18 protein-coding genes are annotated in these 14,619 nt (G+C 66.9%); 10 read left to right on the forward strand and 8 right to left on the reverse strand.

What is annotated here, in order from left to right; genetic code table 11:
• The first annotated feature begins 17 nt into the window (after positions 1 to 17).
• A complete protein-coding gene (locus I6I07_RS14840; RefSeq protein WP_198487219.1) occupies positions 18 to 782 on the forward strand; it encodes a TSUP family transporter in 765 nt (254 codons plus the stop codon).
• Positions 783 to 813: 31 nt separating this feature from the next.
• Here I6I07_RS14840 and I6I07_RS14845 read toward each other — a convergent pair whose 3' ends face one another.
• The 7 genes from I6I07_RS14845 to I6I07_RS14875 all read right to left on the reverse strand — a co-directional run bounded on the left by I6I07_RS14845 (position 814) and on the right by I6I07_RS14875 (position 6,910).
• Positions 814 to 1,254 (reverse strand): CBS domain-containing protein, encoded by a 441-nt coding sequence (locus tag I6I07_RS14845; RefSeq protein ID WP_198487220.1) that lies wholly within the window; start codon positions 1,252 to 1,254, stop codon positions 814 to 816.
• Positions 1,238 to 1,711, reverse strand: coding sequence for a type II toxin-antitoxin system RelE/ParE family toxin (locus I6I07_RS14850; protein ID WP_198487221.1), 474 nt, complete (start codon positions 1,709 to 1,711; stop codon positions 1,238 to 1,240). Before I6I07_RS14850 ends, I6I07_RS14845 begins: the two co-directional genes overlap by 17 nt.
• A gap of 392 nt (positions 1,712 to 2,103) precedes the next feature.
• Entirely contained in the window at positions 2,104 to 3,117 is a 1,014-nt protein-coding gene (locus I6I07_RS14855; protein WP_198487222.1) for a proline racemase family protein, read from the reverse strand.
• A 38-nt stretch (positions 3,118 to 3,155) separates the two neighbouring features.
• The gene (locus I6I07_RS14860) at positions 3,156 to 3,947 is read right to left on the reverse strand and encodes an ABC transporter permease (protein WP_054428328.1); all 792 of its coding nucleotides are present in this window, start codon (positions 3,945 to 3,947) and stop codon (positions 3,156 to 3,158) included.
• On the reverse strand, positions 3,944 to 4,792 hold the full coding sequence (locus I6I07_RS14865; RefSeq protein ID WP_198487223.1) for an ABC transporter permease: 849 nt from the start codon (positions 4,790 to 4,792) through the stop codon (positions 3,944 to 3,946). Before I6I07_RS14865 ends, I6I07_RS14860 begins: the two co-directional genes overlap by 4 nt.
• Positions 4,789 to 5,838: an ABC transporter ATP-binding protein gene (locus I6I07_RS14870; protein ID WP_198487224.1), complete on the reverse strand. Its 1,050-nt coding sequence runs from the start codon at positions 5,836 to 5,838 to the stop codon at positions 4,789 to 4,791. The genes I6I07_RS14865 and I6I07_RS14870 overlap by 4 nt, the downstream gene beginning before the upstream one ends.
• Before the next feature lie 16 nt (positions 5,839 to 5,854).
• Positions 5,855 to 6,910, reverse strand: coding sequence for an ABC transporter substrate-binding protein (locus I6I07_RS14875; RefSeq protein WP_198487225.1), 1,056 nt, complete (start codon positions 6,908 to 6,910; stop codon positions 5,855 to 5,857).
• A 124-nt stretch (positions 6,911 to 7,034) separates the two neighbouring features.
• On the opposite strand from I6I07_RS14875, the gene I6I07_RS14880 reads away from it, so the two are divergent.
• The 6 genes from I6I07_RS14880 (at position 7,035) to I6I07_RS14905 (ending at position 12,142) form a co-directional block, all read left to right on the forward strand.
• The gene (locus I6I07_RS14880; protein ID WP_198487226.1) at positions 7,035 to 8,117 is read left to right on the forward strand and encodes a GlxA family transcriptional regulator; all 1,083 of its coding nucleotides are present in this window, start codon (positions 7,035 to 7,037) and stop codon (positions 8,115 to 8,117) included.
• A gap of 23 nt (positions 8,118 to 8,140) precedes the next feature.
• Positions 8,141 to 8,851 carry a glutathione S-transferase gene (locus tag I6I07_RS14885; protein ID WP_006390645.1) on the forward strand — a complete coding sequence of 237 codons (711 nt, stop codon included), beginning with the start codon at positions 8,141 to 8,143 and terminating at the stop codon, positions 8,849 to 8,851.
• A 476-nt stretch (positions 8,852 to 9,327) separates the two neighbouring features.
• Complete coding sequence (locus I6I07_RS14890; protein WP_198487227.1) at positions 9,328 to 10,797, forward strand: methyl-accepting chemotaxis protein; 1,470 nt, start codon at positions 9,328 to 9,330, stop codon at positions 10,795 to 10,797.
• A gap of 116 nt (positions 10,798 to 10,913) precedes the next feature.
• Positions 10,914 to 11,138: a DUF1653 domain-containing protein gene (locus I6I07_RS14895; RefSeq protein ID WP_198487228.1), complete on the forward strand. Its 225-nt coding sequence runs from the start codon at positions 10,914 to 10,916 to the stop codon at positions 11,136 to 11,138.
• Positions 11,139 to 11,142: 4 nt separating this feature from the next.
• Positions 11,143 to 11,754, forward strand: coding sequence for a PolC-type DNA polymerase III (locus tag I6I07_RS14900; protein ID WP_198487229.1), 612 nt, complete (start codon positions 11,143 to 11,145; stop codon positions 11,752 to 11,754).
• Between the two features lie 28 nt (positions 11,755 to 11,782).
• Positions 11,783 to 12,142, forward strand: coding sequence for a nucleotide pyrophosphohydrolase (locus I6I07_RS14905; RefSeq protein WP_006390641.1), 360 nt, complete (start codon positions 11,783 to 11,785; stop codon positions 12,140 to 12,142).
• 3 nt (positions 12,143 to 12,145) lie between these two features.
• Here I6I07_RS14905 and I6I07_RS14910 read toward each other — a convergent pair whose 3' ends face one another.
• Complete coding sequence (locus tag I6I07_RS14910; protein ID WP_006390640.1) at positions 12,146 to 12,436, reverse strand: antibiotic biosynthesis monooxygenase family protein; 291 nt, start codon at positions 12,434 to 12,436, stop codon at positions 12,146 to 12,148.
• Between the two features lie 73 nt (positions 12,437 to 12,509).
• On the opposite strand from I6I07_RS14910, the gene I6I07_RS14915 reads away from it, so the two are divergent.
• From I6I07_RS14915 to I6I07_RS14925, 3 genes are all read left to right on the forward strand, one after another.
• The gene (locus I6I07_RS14915; RefSeq protein WP_232626089.1) at positions 12,510 to 12,923 is read left to right on the forward strand and encodes a hypothetical protein; all 414 of its coding nucleotides are present in this window, start codon (positions 12,510 to 12,512) and stop codon (positions 12,921 to 12,923) included.
• A gap of 428 nt (positions 12,924 to 13,351) precedes the next feature.
• Positions 13,352 to 13,822 (forward strand): hypothetical protein, encoded by a 471-nt coding sequence (locus tag I6I07_RS14920; protein WP_035359319.1) that lies wholly within the window; start codon positions 13,352 to 13,354, stop codon positions 13,820 to 13,822.
• Between the two features lie 47 nt (positions 13,823 to 13,869).
• Positions 13,870 to 14,589, forward strand: coding sequence for a hypothetical protein (locus tag I6I07_RS14925; RefSeq protein ID WP_198487231.1), 720 nt, complete (start codon positions 13,870 to 13,872; stop codon positions 14,587 to 14,589).
• Positions 14,590 to 14,619: the final 30 nt, after the last annotated feature.

Below are 14,619 nucleotides of genomic sequence, written 5' to 3' on the forward strand. Positions count from 1 at the left end.
TCAGGCTCCGTCCCAGCATGAGCATTTTCCAACACGTGTTGTTCCTCGCCTGTGTGGCGCTGGCGACCTATGCCCAGACCATGACGGGGTTCGCCTTCGGCCTGGTGCTGCTGGGGCTGTCCGGCGTGTTCCAGCTGGCATCCGTGTCCGAAGTGGCCAACGTGGTCAGCGTACTGTCCCTGGTCAACGCCGTGGTCACGCTGGCGCGGGCCAAGCCGCAGGTCAATTGGCGCCTGATGACGCCGGCGCTGGTCAGCAGCCTGGCCGGCGTGACGGTGGGAGTGGTGGCGCTGGCCTGGATCAGCGGCGCCATGGCGGTGCTGCTGCAATTGCTGCTGGGCCTGACCATCCTGGCTTGCGCCGTGCTGCTGGTGGCGCGCACCCACCCCCTTGAGCGCCTGTCGTCGCGCGCCTCGTTCGTGCTGTTCGGCGGGGTCTCGGGCGTGCTGGGCGGCTTGTTCTCCAGCGCCGGCCCGCCCATGGTCTATCACCTGTATCGCCAGCCCCTGCCGCTGGCATCCATCCGCAACAGCCTGCTGGTGCTGTTTTCACTGAACGCGGTCGTGCGCCTGGCGCTGGTGACGGGGCAGGGCACGTTCATGGCCACGTCGTTCTGGTTGAGCCTGCAGGCCTTGCCGGTCGTGATCGGGGTGACCTGGGTCGCGCGCCGCTACGCCACCGCCGGGTCGATGAAGACCGTCAAGCGGATGGTGTTCGTGTTGCTGCTGGCGGCCGGGCTCGGCCTGATCGTGCCGGCGTCCCGGCTCCTCGCGGCTGGGTAGCCGCGAGGGATGGCCCGGGCCTTGCCGGGGCTCAGCCGTGTTCGCCGGAGATGTACCGTTCGAGTTCGGTGATGATGAATTTCTGCTCGCTCATGACGTCCTTGACCAGGTCGCCGATGGACACCAGGCCGACCAGCTTCTTGTCCTGGATGACGGGCAGGTGGCGGAAGTGGCGTTCGGTCATCAGCGCCATGCAGTGCTCGCGGGTGTCTTCCGGGCGCACGTAGAAGACCGAATCGGTCATGATCTCGCGGACCTTGGTGGTGCGCGAGGAGCGATCCTGCAGCACGATCTTGCGGGCGTAGTCGCGCTCGGTGAGCATGCCCAGCACCTCGTCGCCGTCTGCCACCACCACGGCGCCGATACTGCGTTCGGCCATGGTCTTGATGGCGTCGTACACGGACGAGTCCGGCGTGACGGTCACGACGGGCGGGTTGGCCTTTTCCCTGAGAATCTCAGCAACTTTCTTCACGATGTGCTCCCGAATCGCTGGCAAGGTTCAAGCGCCGGCCCGAGCCCGCGCCGGACGCCTGGCGCCGACGCACGGTCTGGCCGTGACTCCATCCTAAGCCCGGCGGCGGGATTGCCGCAAGTTTCCGGTGGGTTCTCAGGCGGTATGGCCTGGCAGGTTCGTGGAGCAGGTGGCTATAGTCGCGGCCGCCATAGAACACGCCCATAATGGTCACGGACCCGTCATCGTTCAAGGAGTAGGCGATGGTGCATCGCTTCTGATGATGCAGGAAGCGGAGATTGGGGTTGGCGGCATGGCGCCGCGCTCCGCGTCTTGGAAAATGGGCCAGGTCCAGGCAGGCCTGGATCACGCCGTCGACATAGCTGTCCGCTGTTGCGGAAGTCCCCGCCGCGCTGAAATACCGTTGCATGTTGACGATGTCGCGGAGCGCGTCCGGCGTGAACACGACGCAGAACATGTCAGCGGCCTGAAGGTCGTCTGGCGCGCTCCGCGGCGAGCGCGGCCAGAACCTCGCCAGGGGTGAGCAGGCGGGATGGATCCGCCTTGCTGGCCCGGCTTATCGCTTCGAGCCGCTTGAGCCAGGCGTTTTCGTCCCGCTGATCGACGCTGGGTAGATAGGGAGGCGGCAGCTCCGGAGGAGGATCCGATTGGCAGTGTTCCCGTACGGGGGGCCGTTGGGATGGCGTTGGACGGCGTGGCATGTAGAGAATTCCAAAGGCGTGGGCGACCTGGATAGCCTATGTGTGGCACGACGACGCGACAAGTCCTTTGGGCCATTCCTCTCGTCCTATCTTTCGCCAAGCGCGCGGCGGTGGTCGGCGGCCAGCCCACGCCGGCCGCCGCGCCTTCTCAGCGGATCAGGAACCCCGCGCCCACCGGATCATTCTTGTCGATGACCCAGCGCGCCGTGCCCAGGATGCTGGCCGTGCCCTTCACCGTCGGCCGCACCGCGCGGGTGCCATTAAGGTCGACTTCACCCAGCAGGCAGCCTTCGAAGGTGCCGCTGCCCAGCAGGCCTTCGGACTTGATGGGCTGGTTCAGGCCCATTTTGCCGCGTGCCTCGAACATGGCCATCATCGCGCTGGTGCCGGTGCCGCCGGGCGAACGGTCGAGCTGGCCGGCGCTGAACACATGCACGTTCTTGTAGAACGCGCCTTCGATCGTCGGCGGGTGCCAGAACGTGATGAAGTTCAGGTTGTTGATGTGGGATTCGGTCGGATGCTGGATGCGCTGGCGCGCGTTGAGCTGGTCGCGCACGATCAGGCCCATGCGCGACAGCTCGGTGCCGTTGTCGGGCGAGATGCGCAGGTCGCAGTTCGACAGGTCGACGATGCCGAAGTAGTTGCCGCCCCAGACGATGTCGGCCGACAGCTTGCCGTAGCCGGGCAGTTCCACCGGGATGTCCTGCGCCGCGACGTAGGCCGGTACGTTCTCGAAGCGCGTCCACAGCACGTTGTCGCCTTCCGAGGCCACTTCCGACACCACCAGGCCGGCGGTGGTCTCGAAGCGGATGCGGGTGATGCCGTCCTTGCCGCGCGGCACCAGGCCGTTGGCCACCATGGCCATGCTGACCGCGATGGTGCCGTGGCCGCACATGTGCGAATACTCGGTGCCGTCGATGTAGATCAGGCCGGCGTCGTACTCGGGGCTGGACGGCGGCGTGAGGAACACGCCGAACATGTCCTTGTGGCCGCGCGGCTCGCGCATCAGCGCCTTGCGCAGCCAGTCGTAGTGCTGCTCCAGGAACGCGCGCTTCTCCAGGATGGTGGAGCCGGCGGGGTACGGAATGCCGCTGTGCACGATGCACAGGGGCTCGCCTTCCGTATGGGTATAGATGACATCGAACGCGTCTTGCTTGCGCATGACTGAGACTCCAGGCGGTGATAGGGGGAAGAGGAAAGTTATTTGCCGCGTTCGGACAGCATGTCCAGCCCGACGGTCAAATCCAGGATCACGATGGCGACGACCGCAGCCACGATCGTGGCGCCCGATACGGCTGCGATGGTCGGATCAATCGTGTATTGCACGTAGTTGAAAAGCTTCACGGGGATGGTGTTCAGGTCCGCCGTGGTGTTGAAAATCGACAGCTCCACATTGATCCACGACGAGATGAAGGCGAAGATCGAACCGGTCACGATGCCCGGACGGATCTGCGGCAGCACCACCAGGAAGAATGTGGTCCAGGGGTTGGCGCCCAGGTCGGCCGAGGCCTCTTCCAGCGCGCGCTGTTCCGGCGTCAGCAGCGTCAGGGTCGAGCGCAGCACGAACGGCGCGATGATCACGACGTGGCCGATCAGCAGGGACAGGAAGCTGCGGGTCAGGCCGAAATACGCGCCGAACTGCAGCAGCGCCGCGCCCAGCACGATGTGCGGCAGCACCAGCGGCGACATCAGCACCGAGGTCAGCGCGGCCTTGCCCGGAAACTCGTAGCGCGCCAGCGCCAGCGCCGCCGGCACCGTCAGCAGCACCGCCGCCACCGTCGCGGCCAGCGCCAGCACCGTGCTGGTGGTGAACGCGGCCACATAGCCGGCTTCGACCAGCAGCGTGCGGTACCACTCCAGCGTCCAGCCCTGCGGCGGGAACGCCAGGTACGGCGTGGCGGTGAACGATGCGCCCAGGATCACCACGAGCGGCAGCGCCAGGTAGGCCAGCACGGCCAGCGCGGTCAGGCGGATCAGATGGCGGGCGATCATCGCGCGGCTCCCGGCAAGGTGGCGGCGCGGTTGGCCAGCGCCACCAGGATCAGGGTGAAGACCAGCAGCACCATGCTCAGCGCGCCGCCATAGTGGAAATCGAACACCGTGCTGTACTGCTGGAAGATCAGCATCGACAGCACCGTGACGCGGCCGCCCGACAGCAGCGCCGGCGTCACGTAGGCGCTGACCGCCAGCGTGAAGACGATGATGGCGCCCGACACCACGCCGGGCAGCGTCAGCGGCCAGGTCACGTGCAGGAAGGTCGCTGCCGGGCTGGCGCCCAGGTCGGCCGAGGCCTGCTCGCAGGCCGGATCGACCCGCGCCAGCGCATTGCCCACCGCCAGCACCACGAACGGCAACAGCACGTAGACCATGCCGATCAGGATGCCCAGCTCGGTGCCGATGAAGCGCACCGGCCGGTCTACCGCGCCGCTGGCCATCAACCCCTGGTTGACCAGGCCGTTGCGGCCCAGCAGCACCATCCAGCCGAAGGCGCGCACGATGTTGCTGGTGAACAGCGGCACCACCAGCAGGATCACGCAGGCGCGGCGCCAGGCCTGCCAGCGCACCACGCGCACCAGGTACCAGGCCAGCGGATAGCCCAGCAGCAGGCAGGCGAGGGTGGTGAACAGCGCCAGCCGGAACGTCACCAGGATCACGTCCCAGTGGTACTGGTCGGCCAGCACCTTCATGTACTGCGCGGCCGTCGGCGTCAGGCCGTCGGGCCCGCCGGTGGCGCTGGCCAGCGCCACCACCGCCAGCGGCGCCAGGAAGAAGGCCGCGAAGAACAGCACCGGGGCCGCCAGCAGCAGGCCGGGAGAGAGCCAGGCGCGCCGCGTCATGGCTGGCCGCCGATCAGGTGCAGGTGGTCGGGCGCGAACGCCAGCGCCACTTCGCCGCCGGCATGCAGGCCGCCGGGCGCGAGGCCGCCGTGGCGCGCCACCAGCGTCTGGCCGCCGATGTCGACGTGGATCATGCTGTGGCTGCCCACGTTGATCACGTCGCTCACGGTGCCGGTCAGCATGGCGTCGGCGCGTTCGCACAGCTTCAGGTCTTCGGGCCGCAACACGGCCAGGCCGCGGCCCGCGGCCGGGCGTTGGGCGAGCGGCACGCGCAGGCCCTGGGCATCCAGCATCAAGGCGCCGTCATCGGCCACGGTGTAGGCGATGAAGTTGGCGTCGCCGATGAACTCGGCCACGAAACGCGTGGCCGGCTGGCGGTAGATGTCGGTGCCGGCGCCGACCTGTTCGATGCGGCCGGCGTGCATCACCACGACGCGGTCCGCCATGGTCATCGCTTCTTCCTGGTCGTGGGTGACGAAGATGAAGGCGATGCCGAGACGGGCCTGCAGGTGCTTGAGTTCGAGCTGCATGCGCTTGCGCAGCTTCAGGTCCAGCGCCGACAGCGGCTCGTCCAGCAACAGCAGCTTGGGCTGGTTGACGATGGCGCGCGCCAGCGCCACGCGCTGCTGCTGGCCGCCGGACATCTCGCGGGGATAGCGCGGACCGAAGTCGGCCAGGCCGACCATGTCCAGCGCACCCCGGGCGCGCGCTGCCGCGTCCGATTTCGACGCGCCCTGGCGCCGCGGACCGTAGGCGACGTTCTCCAGCACCGTCATGTGCGGGAACAGCGCATAGTTCTGGAACACGGTATTGAGCGGGCGGCGATGCGCCGGCAGGCGGCTGACGTCCTGGCCGTCGATCAGGATGCGGCCCGATTCCGGCTGCAGGAAACCGGCGATCGACTTGAGCAGCGTGGTCTTGCCGCAGCCGCTGGGGCCCAGCAGCGCCACGAACTCTCCCTGCTGGATTGCCAGGTCGATGCGATCCAGCGCCTGGTAGGCGCCGAAGCGCATCGACACGCCTTCGATGGTGAGCAAAGCGGACATGGGGAACGGACCTTGCTCAGCGCTTGCGGGTGACCTGCCGGTTCCACGCGTCGGTGACCTCGGCGCGGCGGGCGTTGATGATGTTCCAGTCGAACAGGCTCAGGTTCTTGACCGAGCCGTCGGCGCCCCAGGGCAGCTTGCGGGCCACGTCCTTGGACACCTGCACGTCCTTGACCGCGGGGCCCAGGTACAGCTTGGTGGCCAGGCAGGCGGCCGCATCGGGCGTCAGGGCGGTGTCGATGAACTTCTGGGCCGCGGCCTTGTTGGGCGCGCCCTTGACCAGGTGCAGGCGGGCGTCGGTGGCCCACACGCCTTCCTTGGGCACGGTGAAGCCGATGGGCAGGCCCTTGTCGATCAGGTCCCAGGCGCCGACGTTGAAGTGCGCGCCGATCACGGCTTCGCCGCTCTGGAAGGCGTTGGTGGCCGCGCCCGAGCTGTCGAAGAACAGCGCGGTGTCCAGCGAGGCCAGCTTGGAATACAGCGGCCCCAGGTTCGACGGGTCGATCGCCCACACCCGCGCCAGGAAGAAGATGAACGGCACGCCCGACGAGTTGGCGGGCGAGGGCACCGCCACCGCGCCGGCGTACTCGGGCTTCCACAGGTCCTTCCAGCTGGTCGGCGGCTGCGTCACTTCCTTGGTGCTGTAGGTGATGCCGAGCGAGTAGTAGCCGGTGCTGACCGCATAGGCGGCGTTGGCGTCGCGGTACACGCCCTGTTCGATGACGTTCTTCAGGTTGGGAATGGCGCCGGCGTCCAGCGCGTCCAGCACGCCGGCCTGCTGCGCCAGCTCGCTGATGCCGCCGTCCATCCAGGCCACGTCGATGGTCGGCGCGCCCTTCTGTTGCTGCAGCTTGGCCAGCGTGGTGGTGGAGGTGCCGACTTCCGGCACCACGGTGACGCCGGTGGCCTTGGTGAAGGGCTCGGCCACGCAGGCGCGGAACGCGTCGCCCCAGTTGCCGCCGTACCAGGCGACGGTGATTTTCTGCTGTTGCGCCAGCGCCGCGTGCGAAGCCAGGAATAGTCCTGCGCCGAGCGCCGCCGCGCCCAGCGCGCTGCGGGTGTTTGTTGCCATGTCGGATTCCCCTTGTAGATTTGTCGATCCGCGATTCATTGACTCAGGTACCACAGGCACATCTTGGGCGATGCTCGGGAAAACGAGCTTGAAGACGCGGGACATAAACTTGAATAATTGCGTCATGTCCGTCGCCGCGCCACCCCCGTCCTTGCCGCTCTCCTATGAAGACGGCGAAGCCCACCTGCCTCAGGGAAAACCCGCCCTGACCATCGGCATCGTGCTGCTGGACCAGTTCACGCTCGCCGCGTTCGCCGGTTTCGTCGATGTGTTGCGGCTGGCCGGCGACCATGGCGGGCGCAGCCGCCAGATCCATACCGCGTGGCGGGTGATGAGCTGGGACGGCAAGCCGCGCTGTTCCAGCGCCGGCCTGACCATCGAGGTCGAAGCCGGCCTGCCCGAGGATCCGGCGCAGTTCGACTACGTCGCCATCTGCGGCGGCAATGACTATTCCAGCGGCCGCATGCCCGAGCCCCTGCGCGACTGGCTGCGGCGGGCGGCGGCGCTGCGGGTGCGCCTGCTGGGCATCTGCACCGGCACCTTCGCGCTGGCGCAGGCCGACGTGATCGGGCCGCGCACGGTCTGCGTGCACTGGAACGTGCTGGAAACCTTCCGCGAGCGTTTTCCCGCGACCCGTGCCGTCGTCGACCGCCTGTTCGTCGACGAGGGCGACCTGATTTCCTGCGCCGGCTCCACCGCCGCCATCGACCTGGGCCTGTACCTGGTGGCGCGCCATTGCGGCCGCGACAAGGCGCAGCAGGCCATGCGCCACATGATGCTGCAGGGCGCGCGGCCGGGCCGCGTGCCGCAGGCGCATTTCCGCACCGACCTGTCCGGCATCCAGGACCTGCGGGTGCGCCAGGCGGCGCATTTCATCGAGCAGCGCATCGACAATCCGCCGCCGCTGGATGCCATCGCGCGTTATGTCGGCGTGGGCCGGCGCCAGCTGGAACGGGCCTTCCGCCTGGCCACCGGCATGTCGCCGATGGCGTTCCAGCGGCAATTGCGGCTGGAATATGGCAGCTGGTTGTTGCTTAATAATGCCTGCAGCATCACGCAAATCGCGCTGGATTGCGGGTTTGCCGACGGCGCGCATTTTTCACGCGATTTCCGCGCGCATTTCGGACTATCCCCACGCCAGTATCAGCAGAGCCACGGGCAGGACGCCGCGCGGCACGAAGGCGAGATCAGCGTCTTTCCCGCGTAGCCTTGCCCCGGCAAGGAGAACGCATGACATACGACCTTTGGTATTGGGACGGCATTCCCGGCCGCGGAGAATTCGTGCGCCTGGCGCTGGAGGCGGGCGGTATTCCCTACCGTGAGCGCGCCCGCGAGCCCGGCATCGGCGAAGACGCGCTGATCCAGGACATGCTGTCCGATCGCAAGCAGCCTCCCTTCGCGCCGCCTTATCTGGTGGCCGGGAAAATGACCCTGGCGCAGACCGCCAACATCCTGCTGTTTCTCGGGGAAAAGCACGGCCTGGCGCCCGCCACGGTATCGGGACGGCTGTGGGTCAACCAATTGCAGCTGACCATCGCCGACATGGTGGCGGAGGCGCACGATACCCACCACCCGATTTCGGCCAGCGATTATTACGAGGACCAGAAGGACGAGGCCGCGCGGCGCGCCCGCGGTTTCCGCGAGGAACGCATTCCCAAGTTCCTGGGATATTTCGAGCGGGTGCTGGCCGGCCCCGATGCGTGGTTGGCCGGCGGCAAGCGCTGGAGTTATGCCGACCTGTCCTTGTTCCATCTGGTCGACGGCCTGCTGTTCGCCTTTCCCAGGCGCATGGGAACGCAGGCGGTGAAGTTTCCCAATGTCATGGCCTTGCACCGGCGCGTCGCGGAACTGCCGGCGTTGCAGCCGTATTTCGCCAGCGGCAGGCGCCTGCCATTCGGCGAGGGCATATTCCGCCATTATCGCGAGCTCGACGCGGAATAACGATTCCGGTGCGCGGCTGCCGCATGCGGCTGCGCGGGATCCGGTGCGGATTTATTGTTGTGTTAATTAAATGGGGCCGTCGCCAACGCGGGCCCCATTATTTCTCCGACTCATGTCTGCAAATACGGGGGCGGATTCGTATTAACCCTGATCAATAACGAAAAATCACACAGGCGTTAATCGTGAAACGCAGTGAAAGACCCATCACCGCGATTTTTTTAGGAAGTCGTCAATGAATATATTGAGAACAGCTGATTTTTAGGATTAAATATTTTCGACTGGATACATTCTTCCGTTTTCTGTAATCCTTGACCTGCCGTCGCTACCCGGGCGACGGAACTGCAGGCAAGCGTGTGCATGCGGCGCGGCATGCGGCGCTTGATTCCTGGGACGCGCCAAGCAACTGCTTCAGGCAAGCCAAGGTTTCTCTATCGGTTTTCAGCAAACTCGTCCCATTCCCTGCGGGAGACGTCAACATGCAATGGCTTACCCTCAAACGCCTGCTGCGCGGCGAGCGCGGCATGCAGAAAGCGGATCTATACGGGCAGATCGCGGCCATCCATAAAGCGCAGGCGGTTATCGAGTTCGATCTCGAAGGCCATGTGCTGATGGCCAATCAGAATTTCCTCGACACCATGGGTTATGAACTGGACGAGGTGCTGGGGCAGCATCACCGCATGTTCGTGGTGCCCGAGGATCGGGAATCCGCCGAGTACCTTGCCTTCTGGGACAAACTGGGCCAGGGCGCGCACGACGCGGGCCGTTATCGCCGTACTCGCAGGGATGGCAGCGACGTCTGGCTGCAGGCCAGCTACAACCCCATCTTCGATAAACACGGCCGCCCCTTCAAGGTGGTCAAGTACGCCACCGACATTACCGAACAGCAGCAGCGCCAGGCGGATACCGAGGGCCAGCTAGAGGCCATTTCCAAAGTGCAGGCCATTATCGAATTCGAACTGGACGGCACCATCATCCGCGCCAACGACCTGTTCCTGAACGCGGTGGGTTATCACGAGGACGAAGTGCGCGGCCGCCACCACAGCATGTTCGTGCTGCCCGAAGAGGCGCGCAGCGGCGCCTATGCGGAATTCTGGCGCAAACTGCGCAGTGGCCAGCACGACACCGGCCAATACCTGCGCATCGGCAAGAATGGCCGCCATGTCTGGATCGAGGCCAGCTACAACCCGATTTTCGATGCCGAGGGCCGGCCGTTCAAAGTGGTGAAATTCGCCACCGACATCACCAAACGGTTTACCGCCGCGCAGACGCTGCGGGTGGCGGTGCAGGGCCTGACCGAAAACGCGGAACGCGCCAGCCAGGCCAATTCGCTGGCGCAGGACGCCTGCCGGGTGGCCGAAGAAGGCGGCAAGACCGTCGCGGGCGTGGTCCGCACCATGGGCGCCATCACCGACAGCTCCAAGCGCATCTCGGAAATCATCGGCGTCATGGATGGCATCGCCTTCCAGACCAATATCCTGGCGCTCAATGCCGCGGTCGAGGCGGCGCGCGCCGGTGTGCACGGCAAGGGTTTCGCGGTGGTGGCGGCGGAGGTGCGCAGCCTGGCGCAGAACAGCGCCGCCGCGGCCAAGGAAATCAAAGGGCTGATCACCACCTCGGTCGAGCAGATCGGCAGCGGCGCCCGCCAGGTGCAGTCGGCCGGGACCACCATGGAAGACATCGTCGCCTCGTCGCGGCGGGTCACCGAGATCATGGGCGAAGTGGTGGAAGTCTCGCTGGCGCAATCGGCCAAGCTGGGCGAAGTCACCGAGGACATCACCCAGATGACGGCCGAGGCGGCCTCCGCGCTGCAGGCCGCGCACGAACTGCACGGCGGCAGCCCGACCCTCAGGCCGGCGGTCAAGCCGGTGGCGCCGTCGGTGCGCACCCGGCAGGCCGCCAATACGCCGCTGCCGCCCAAGCCGGTGCTGGAGTACGTGCGCTACTGATGCGAGGGCGGCGGCGCGCCCGCCGCCCGAGTGCGCTATAAATACGGTCTTGTACGAACCCGTCGGCCCAGGCAGGAAGTTTCCGGCCCGGGCCGTGTTTTTTGCGGCAATTCCCCATGACCGAATCCGAAGCCCTGGCTCTCGCCACCCACCGCCATTACAAGGGCGGCCTGTACCGCTACATCGATACCGCCCGCCATTCCGAGACCGAGGAATCCATGGTGGTCTACGAGCACCTGTGGCCGCATGCGCGCGGCCTGTGGGTGCGCCCGGCCGACCTGTTCTTCGGCCAGCTGGCCGACGGCTCGGCGCGGTTCGCGCCGCTGCCTGCGGCGCGGTAAGGCCATGGCCTTCTACTATCGCCGTGCGCGGCCGGCCGGCGCCGCGCCGCGCGCCGCCTCCGGGCAGCCGTCCGCCGCCGTTTCCGCCGCCCTGAACGCCTTGCGCGGTCCGTTCGTCGTGGCCGACCTGGAAACCACCGGTCTGTCGACCGCGTCGTGCGAGATCCTGGAATTCGCCGCGGTGCGCGTCGGCACGGGCGGCGCGGCCGAGCAGGAATACGCGCAGGTGGTGCGCACCCGCGCCTCGGTGCCGCCGTTCATCACGCGCCTCACCGGCATCACCCAGTCCGAGGTCGACCGCCAGGGCGTGCCCGTGGCGCAGGCTTTCGCGGCGTTCCTGGCGTTCGTCGGCGACCTGCCGGTGTTTTTCCACAATGCCTCGTTCGACCGCCGCTTCCTGGACGCCGCCGCGCTCCAGACCGGCCTGCCGTTCGCTAACGCCACGCATTGCACGCTGGTCCTGGCGCGGCGCGCCTGGCCCGAGCTGCCCTCGCACAAGCTGGATGTGCTGGCGCGGCACGTGGGCGCATCGGAGCCCACCCACCGGGCGCTGGCCGACGTGCGCACCACGGTGGCCGTCGCATTGGCGGCCAGTTCGAGGTTGGCCGCGGCCTGAGGCCGCGCCACGTATCAACGGAGCCATCATGTCCGACCTGGAACATATCCGGCAGGCGCTGCGGGCCTTCACCGCCGAGCGCGAGTGGCAGCGGTTCCATTCGCCCAAGAACCTGGCGATGGCGTTGTCGGGAGAAGCGGGCGAGTTGCTGGCGCTGTTCCAGTGGCTGACCGAACAGGAGTCGCGCCAGCCGTCCGCGGCACTGCTGGCGGACGCCGCCGACGAGATCGCCGACGTGCAGATGTACCTGGTGGCCCTGGCGGATCAGCTGGGCGTGGACATCGCGGCCGCGGTCCAGGCCAAGATGGCCCGGAACGCGGCGAAGTATCCCGCGGATCGCTTTCGCGGCAGCGCGCGCAAGTATGACGATCCGCCGGACGCGGCCTGAACCTCAGACCACCTTTTGCTCGTGGTGCACCTGCGGCGGCTCGACGAAGAAGCCCGCCACGAGTTTGCGCCACTCCTGAAAATCGGAAGATTCCCGGAAATCCACCATATGGTTTTCGACGGTTTCCCAATCCACCACCAGCGTGTAGCGCTGCGGCTGCTCGATGCTGCGGTACAGCTCCATGCCGTGGCAGCCGCGGGCCCGCAGGAACAGCGGCTTGGCTTGCGCCACGCCGGCTTCGAACAGGGCTTCCTGTCCTTCGCGGACATGGATGCTGGCAATCTCCTGGATCATGATGGTGTCTCCGGATAAAGAGGCCGGGCAGGGGCCGGCCGGGCGGAGTAGTATGGCCCAAAATTCCGTCCCGATGAACCGATCCGTCCTTTCGCTGCCGCGCCTCGTCGCCGCCCGCCTGCTCTGGTACATCGGCGTTGCCGCGCTCGCCCTCATGGCGCTGGCCTCGCCGACGCAGTTCAGCGTGGTCGCGGTGCTGTCGGCCATTGCGATCTACATCCCGCTGTCCATGCTGGGCCTGCCGCTCGTGGCCTGGCTGGTGCTGCGCCAGGCCCGCGCCGCCGCGCCCGCCGCCTTGGCGCCGGCGTGGCCCTGCTGGCTGGCGGGCGCGACCGGCATCGCGCTGCTGGCCTGCTATCACCTGTGGGCCGAGATGGAACTGGCCGAACTCGGCGTGTTGCTGCTGCTCGTCGCGGTGGACCTGGCGCTGGCGCGCTGGGAATCGGCGCGCCTGCTGGAGCGCATTGCCGCGCATCGTCCGCGTTGAACCCGGGCCGGTCGCGCCGGCCGTCACACTCTCCTGACAGTCAGCCTAAAGGTTGCCTCCCTGCCGCCCGCCGCCGTGCGCGCTAGGTAAATCGTGCGAGAGCGCGCGTCGCCGCCCCATCCTATGAGCTGAGATGCGGCGCAGCAATTCCGGCTGGCGCGCGCCGCGACTCCTCCATATGCATGGCCTGCGCCGCGGTGCTCGCAGATTCCACGCCATCTTTTACGTCTTCGCGCTCCCTCTCTGGAGGGCGGTCGCCCGTTTAACCGATATCGACGTCCTTAGTCCGGAGCAATCATTCCGTACCAATACGAAAGTCCCAAACGCCACGTTGCCGTAAGGGCGTAATGCGTCGGGGTGGTAAAGGTCCGCGCCGGTCGGCCACCGGCACCTGTGCATCCGCATCGAGCGGATCAGGAGGAGCTCAAATGAAAAAGCTCGCAGCAGTCGCAGCGTTGTCCCTCGTCGCGGTCTCGGCCGCTTATGCGAGCGGCCCGGGCCAGCCCAGCATTTCCGCGTCTGGCCATGTCGGCACCATCACCGGGACGGTGTCCTCGGTCTCCACGGGCACTTCCGTGGTCTCGACCCAGATCAACGGCTATGGCTCGTCGAGCCAGACGTCGTTCGGTGAAACGGGCGGCGTCGCCACCGCGGGAGGATCGTTCAACCGGGACGGCACCACCGCGGTCACCAGCACGCGGCAATACGCGACCAGCGAAACCTACGGCCAGATCCATGGCAACGCGCCGATCATGGTGGGCGACAGCATCGCCAACGGCGGCGCCACGTTCGGCAGCACCACCACCAATGCCACGGCCACCGGCACGTTCAACGCCGGCGCGATCGGCGCGACCGCGTCGATCCATGGCATCGGCCCCGTGGGCGGTTTTGGTCACTGAGCAGCACGCAATCCGGACGGCTTCGGCCGTCCGGTCGAGAGGACATCATGAAAACCCTTGCGCTTGCCTTATCCCTGTCGCTGTCGCTGGTGGCCTTTTCCGCGGGCGCCCAGACCAGCTCTTCCGCCGCGTCCACCTCGGCGTCGTCGGGTTCCACCAACGCCGGCAACAACCAGGGCATCACGCTCAATTCCAATAACAGTGGATCGAGCACCCTGCGGACCGCGCCGCCGATCGGCGCACAGAGCTTCTATGGTTCGTTCTCCTCCGACAGCTGCATGGTGTCGGCGGGCGGCGGCGGCTCGGTGGTCGGTTTCGGCATGAACGTGGCGTTCCCGGTCGAGGACCAGAAATGCAGCCTGCGGCGCAACTTCGAGCGCACCATGCAGGCGGCCGCGTCGACCAAGGATCCGGACCGGTCGCGCCGGCTGGAAACGGCCGCCGTGGACATCCTGTGCCAGACCGACGATCGGACCAAGGCCGCGCTCACCGCGCAGGGCCTGTGCACCAATCCCTCGCTGACCACGGCGGATCACCGCTTCGAGAATCCCTCGCAGAACGTCGCGCAGACCGCGCCTGTCGCGCCTTCGCAAGCGCAGTACGCGCCCGCCCAGCCGCAGTCGCCCAGCGCCCAGTACATGGCGCCGGCGCCGGTCGCGCAGGCCTACCCGGTGATGTCGGGGCAGAACGCCATGCTCAACGCGCCGGCGCTGCGCAATCCGCGCATGGACCGGCAGGGCCTGACCGACTTTTATTCGCCGGGTTGATGATCGTGTGCGGCGATCGCAGTCCGGGGG

Origin of the sequence: Achromobacter deleyi, assembly GCF_016127315.1 — a bacterium.
Taxonomy (GTDB): Bacteria; Pseudomonadota; Gammaproteobacteria; order Burkholderiales; family Burkholderiaceae_B; genus Achromobacter; species Achromobacter insuavis_A.

Bases quoted from the DNA above. Each gene is read 5' to 3' on its own strand.
- I6I07_RS14840 (WP_198487219.1), top strand. From the start codon at position 18: ATGAGCATTTTCCAACACGTGTTGTTCCTCGCCTGTGTGGCGCTGGCG.
- I6I07_RS14850 (WP_198487221.1), bottom strand. From the start codon at position 1,711: ATGTTCTGCGTCGTGTTCACGCCGGACGCGCTCCGCGACATCGTCAAC.
- I6I07_RS14855 (WP_198487222.1), bottom strand. From the start codon at position 3,117: ATGCGCAAGCAAGACGCGTTCGATGTCATCTATACCCATACGGAAGGC.
- I6I07_RS14860 (WP_054428328.1), bottom strand. From the start codon at position 3,947: ATGATCGCCCGCCATCTGATCCGCCTGACCGCGCTGGCCGTGCTGGCC.
- I6I07_RS14865 (WP_198487223.1), bottom strand. From the start codon at position 4,792: ATGACGCGGCGCGCCTGGCTCTCTCCCGGCCTGCTGCTGGCGGCCCCG.
- I6I07_RS14870 (WP_198487224.1), bottom strand. From the start codon at position 5,838: ATGTCCGCTTTGCTCACCATCGAAGGCGTGTCGATGCGCTTCGGCGCC.
- I6I07_RS14875 (WP_198487225.1), bottom strand. From the start codon at position 6,910: ATGGCAACAAACACCCGCAGCGCGCTGGGCGCGGCGGCGCTCGGCGCA.
- I6I07_RS14880 (WP_198487226.1), top strand. From the start codon at position 7,035: ATGTCCGTCGCCGCGCCACCCCCGTCCTTGCCGCTCTCCTATGAAGAC.
- I6I07_RS14885 (WP_006390645.1), top strand. From the start codon at position 8,141: ATGACATACGACCTTTGGTATTGGGACGGCATTCCCGGCCGCGGAGAA.
- I6I07_RS14890 (WP_198487227.1), top strand. From the start codon at position 9,328: ATGCAATGGCTTACCCTCAAACGCCTGCTGCGCGGCGAGCGCGGCATG.
- I6I07_RS14895 (WP_198487228.1), top strand. From the start codon at position 10,914: ATGACCGAATCCGAAGCCCTGGCTCTCGCCACCCACCGCCATTACAAG.
- I6I07_RS14900 (WP_198487229.1), top strand. From the start codon at position 11,143: ATGGCCTTCTACTATCGCCGTGCGCGGCCGGCCGGCGCCGCGCCGCGC.
- I6I07_RS14905 (WP_006390641.1), top strand. From the start codon at position 11,783: ATGTCCGACCTGGAACATATCCGGCAGGCGCTGCGGGCCTTCACCGCC.
- I6I07_RS14910 (WP_006390640.1), bottom strand. From the start codon at position 12,436: ATGATCCAGGAGATTGCCAGCATCCATGTCCGCGAAGGACAGGAAGCC.
- I6I07_RS14915 (WP_232626089.1), top strand. From the start codon at position 12,510: ATGAACCGATCCGTCCTTTCGCTGCCGCGCCTCGTCGCCGCCCGCCTG.
- I6I07_RS14920 (WP_035359319.1), top strand. From the start codon at position 13,352: ATGAAAAAGCTCGCAGCAGTCGCAGCGTTGTCCCTCGTCGCGGTCTCG.
- I6I07_RS14925 (WP_198487231.1), top strand. From the start codon at position 13,870: ATGAAAACCCTTGCGCTTGCCTTATCCCTGTCGCTGTCGCTGGTGGCC.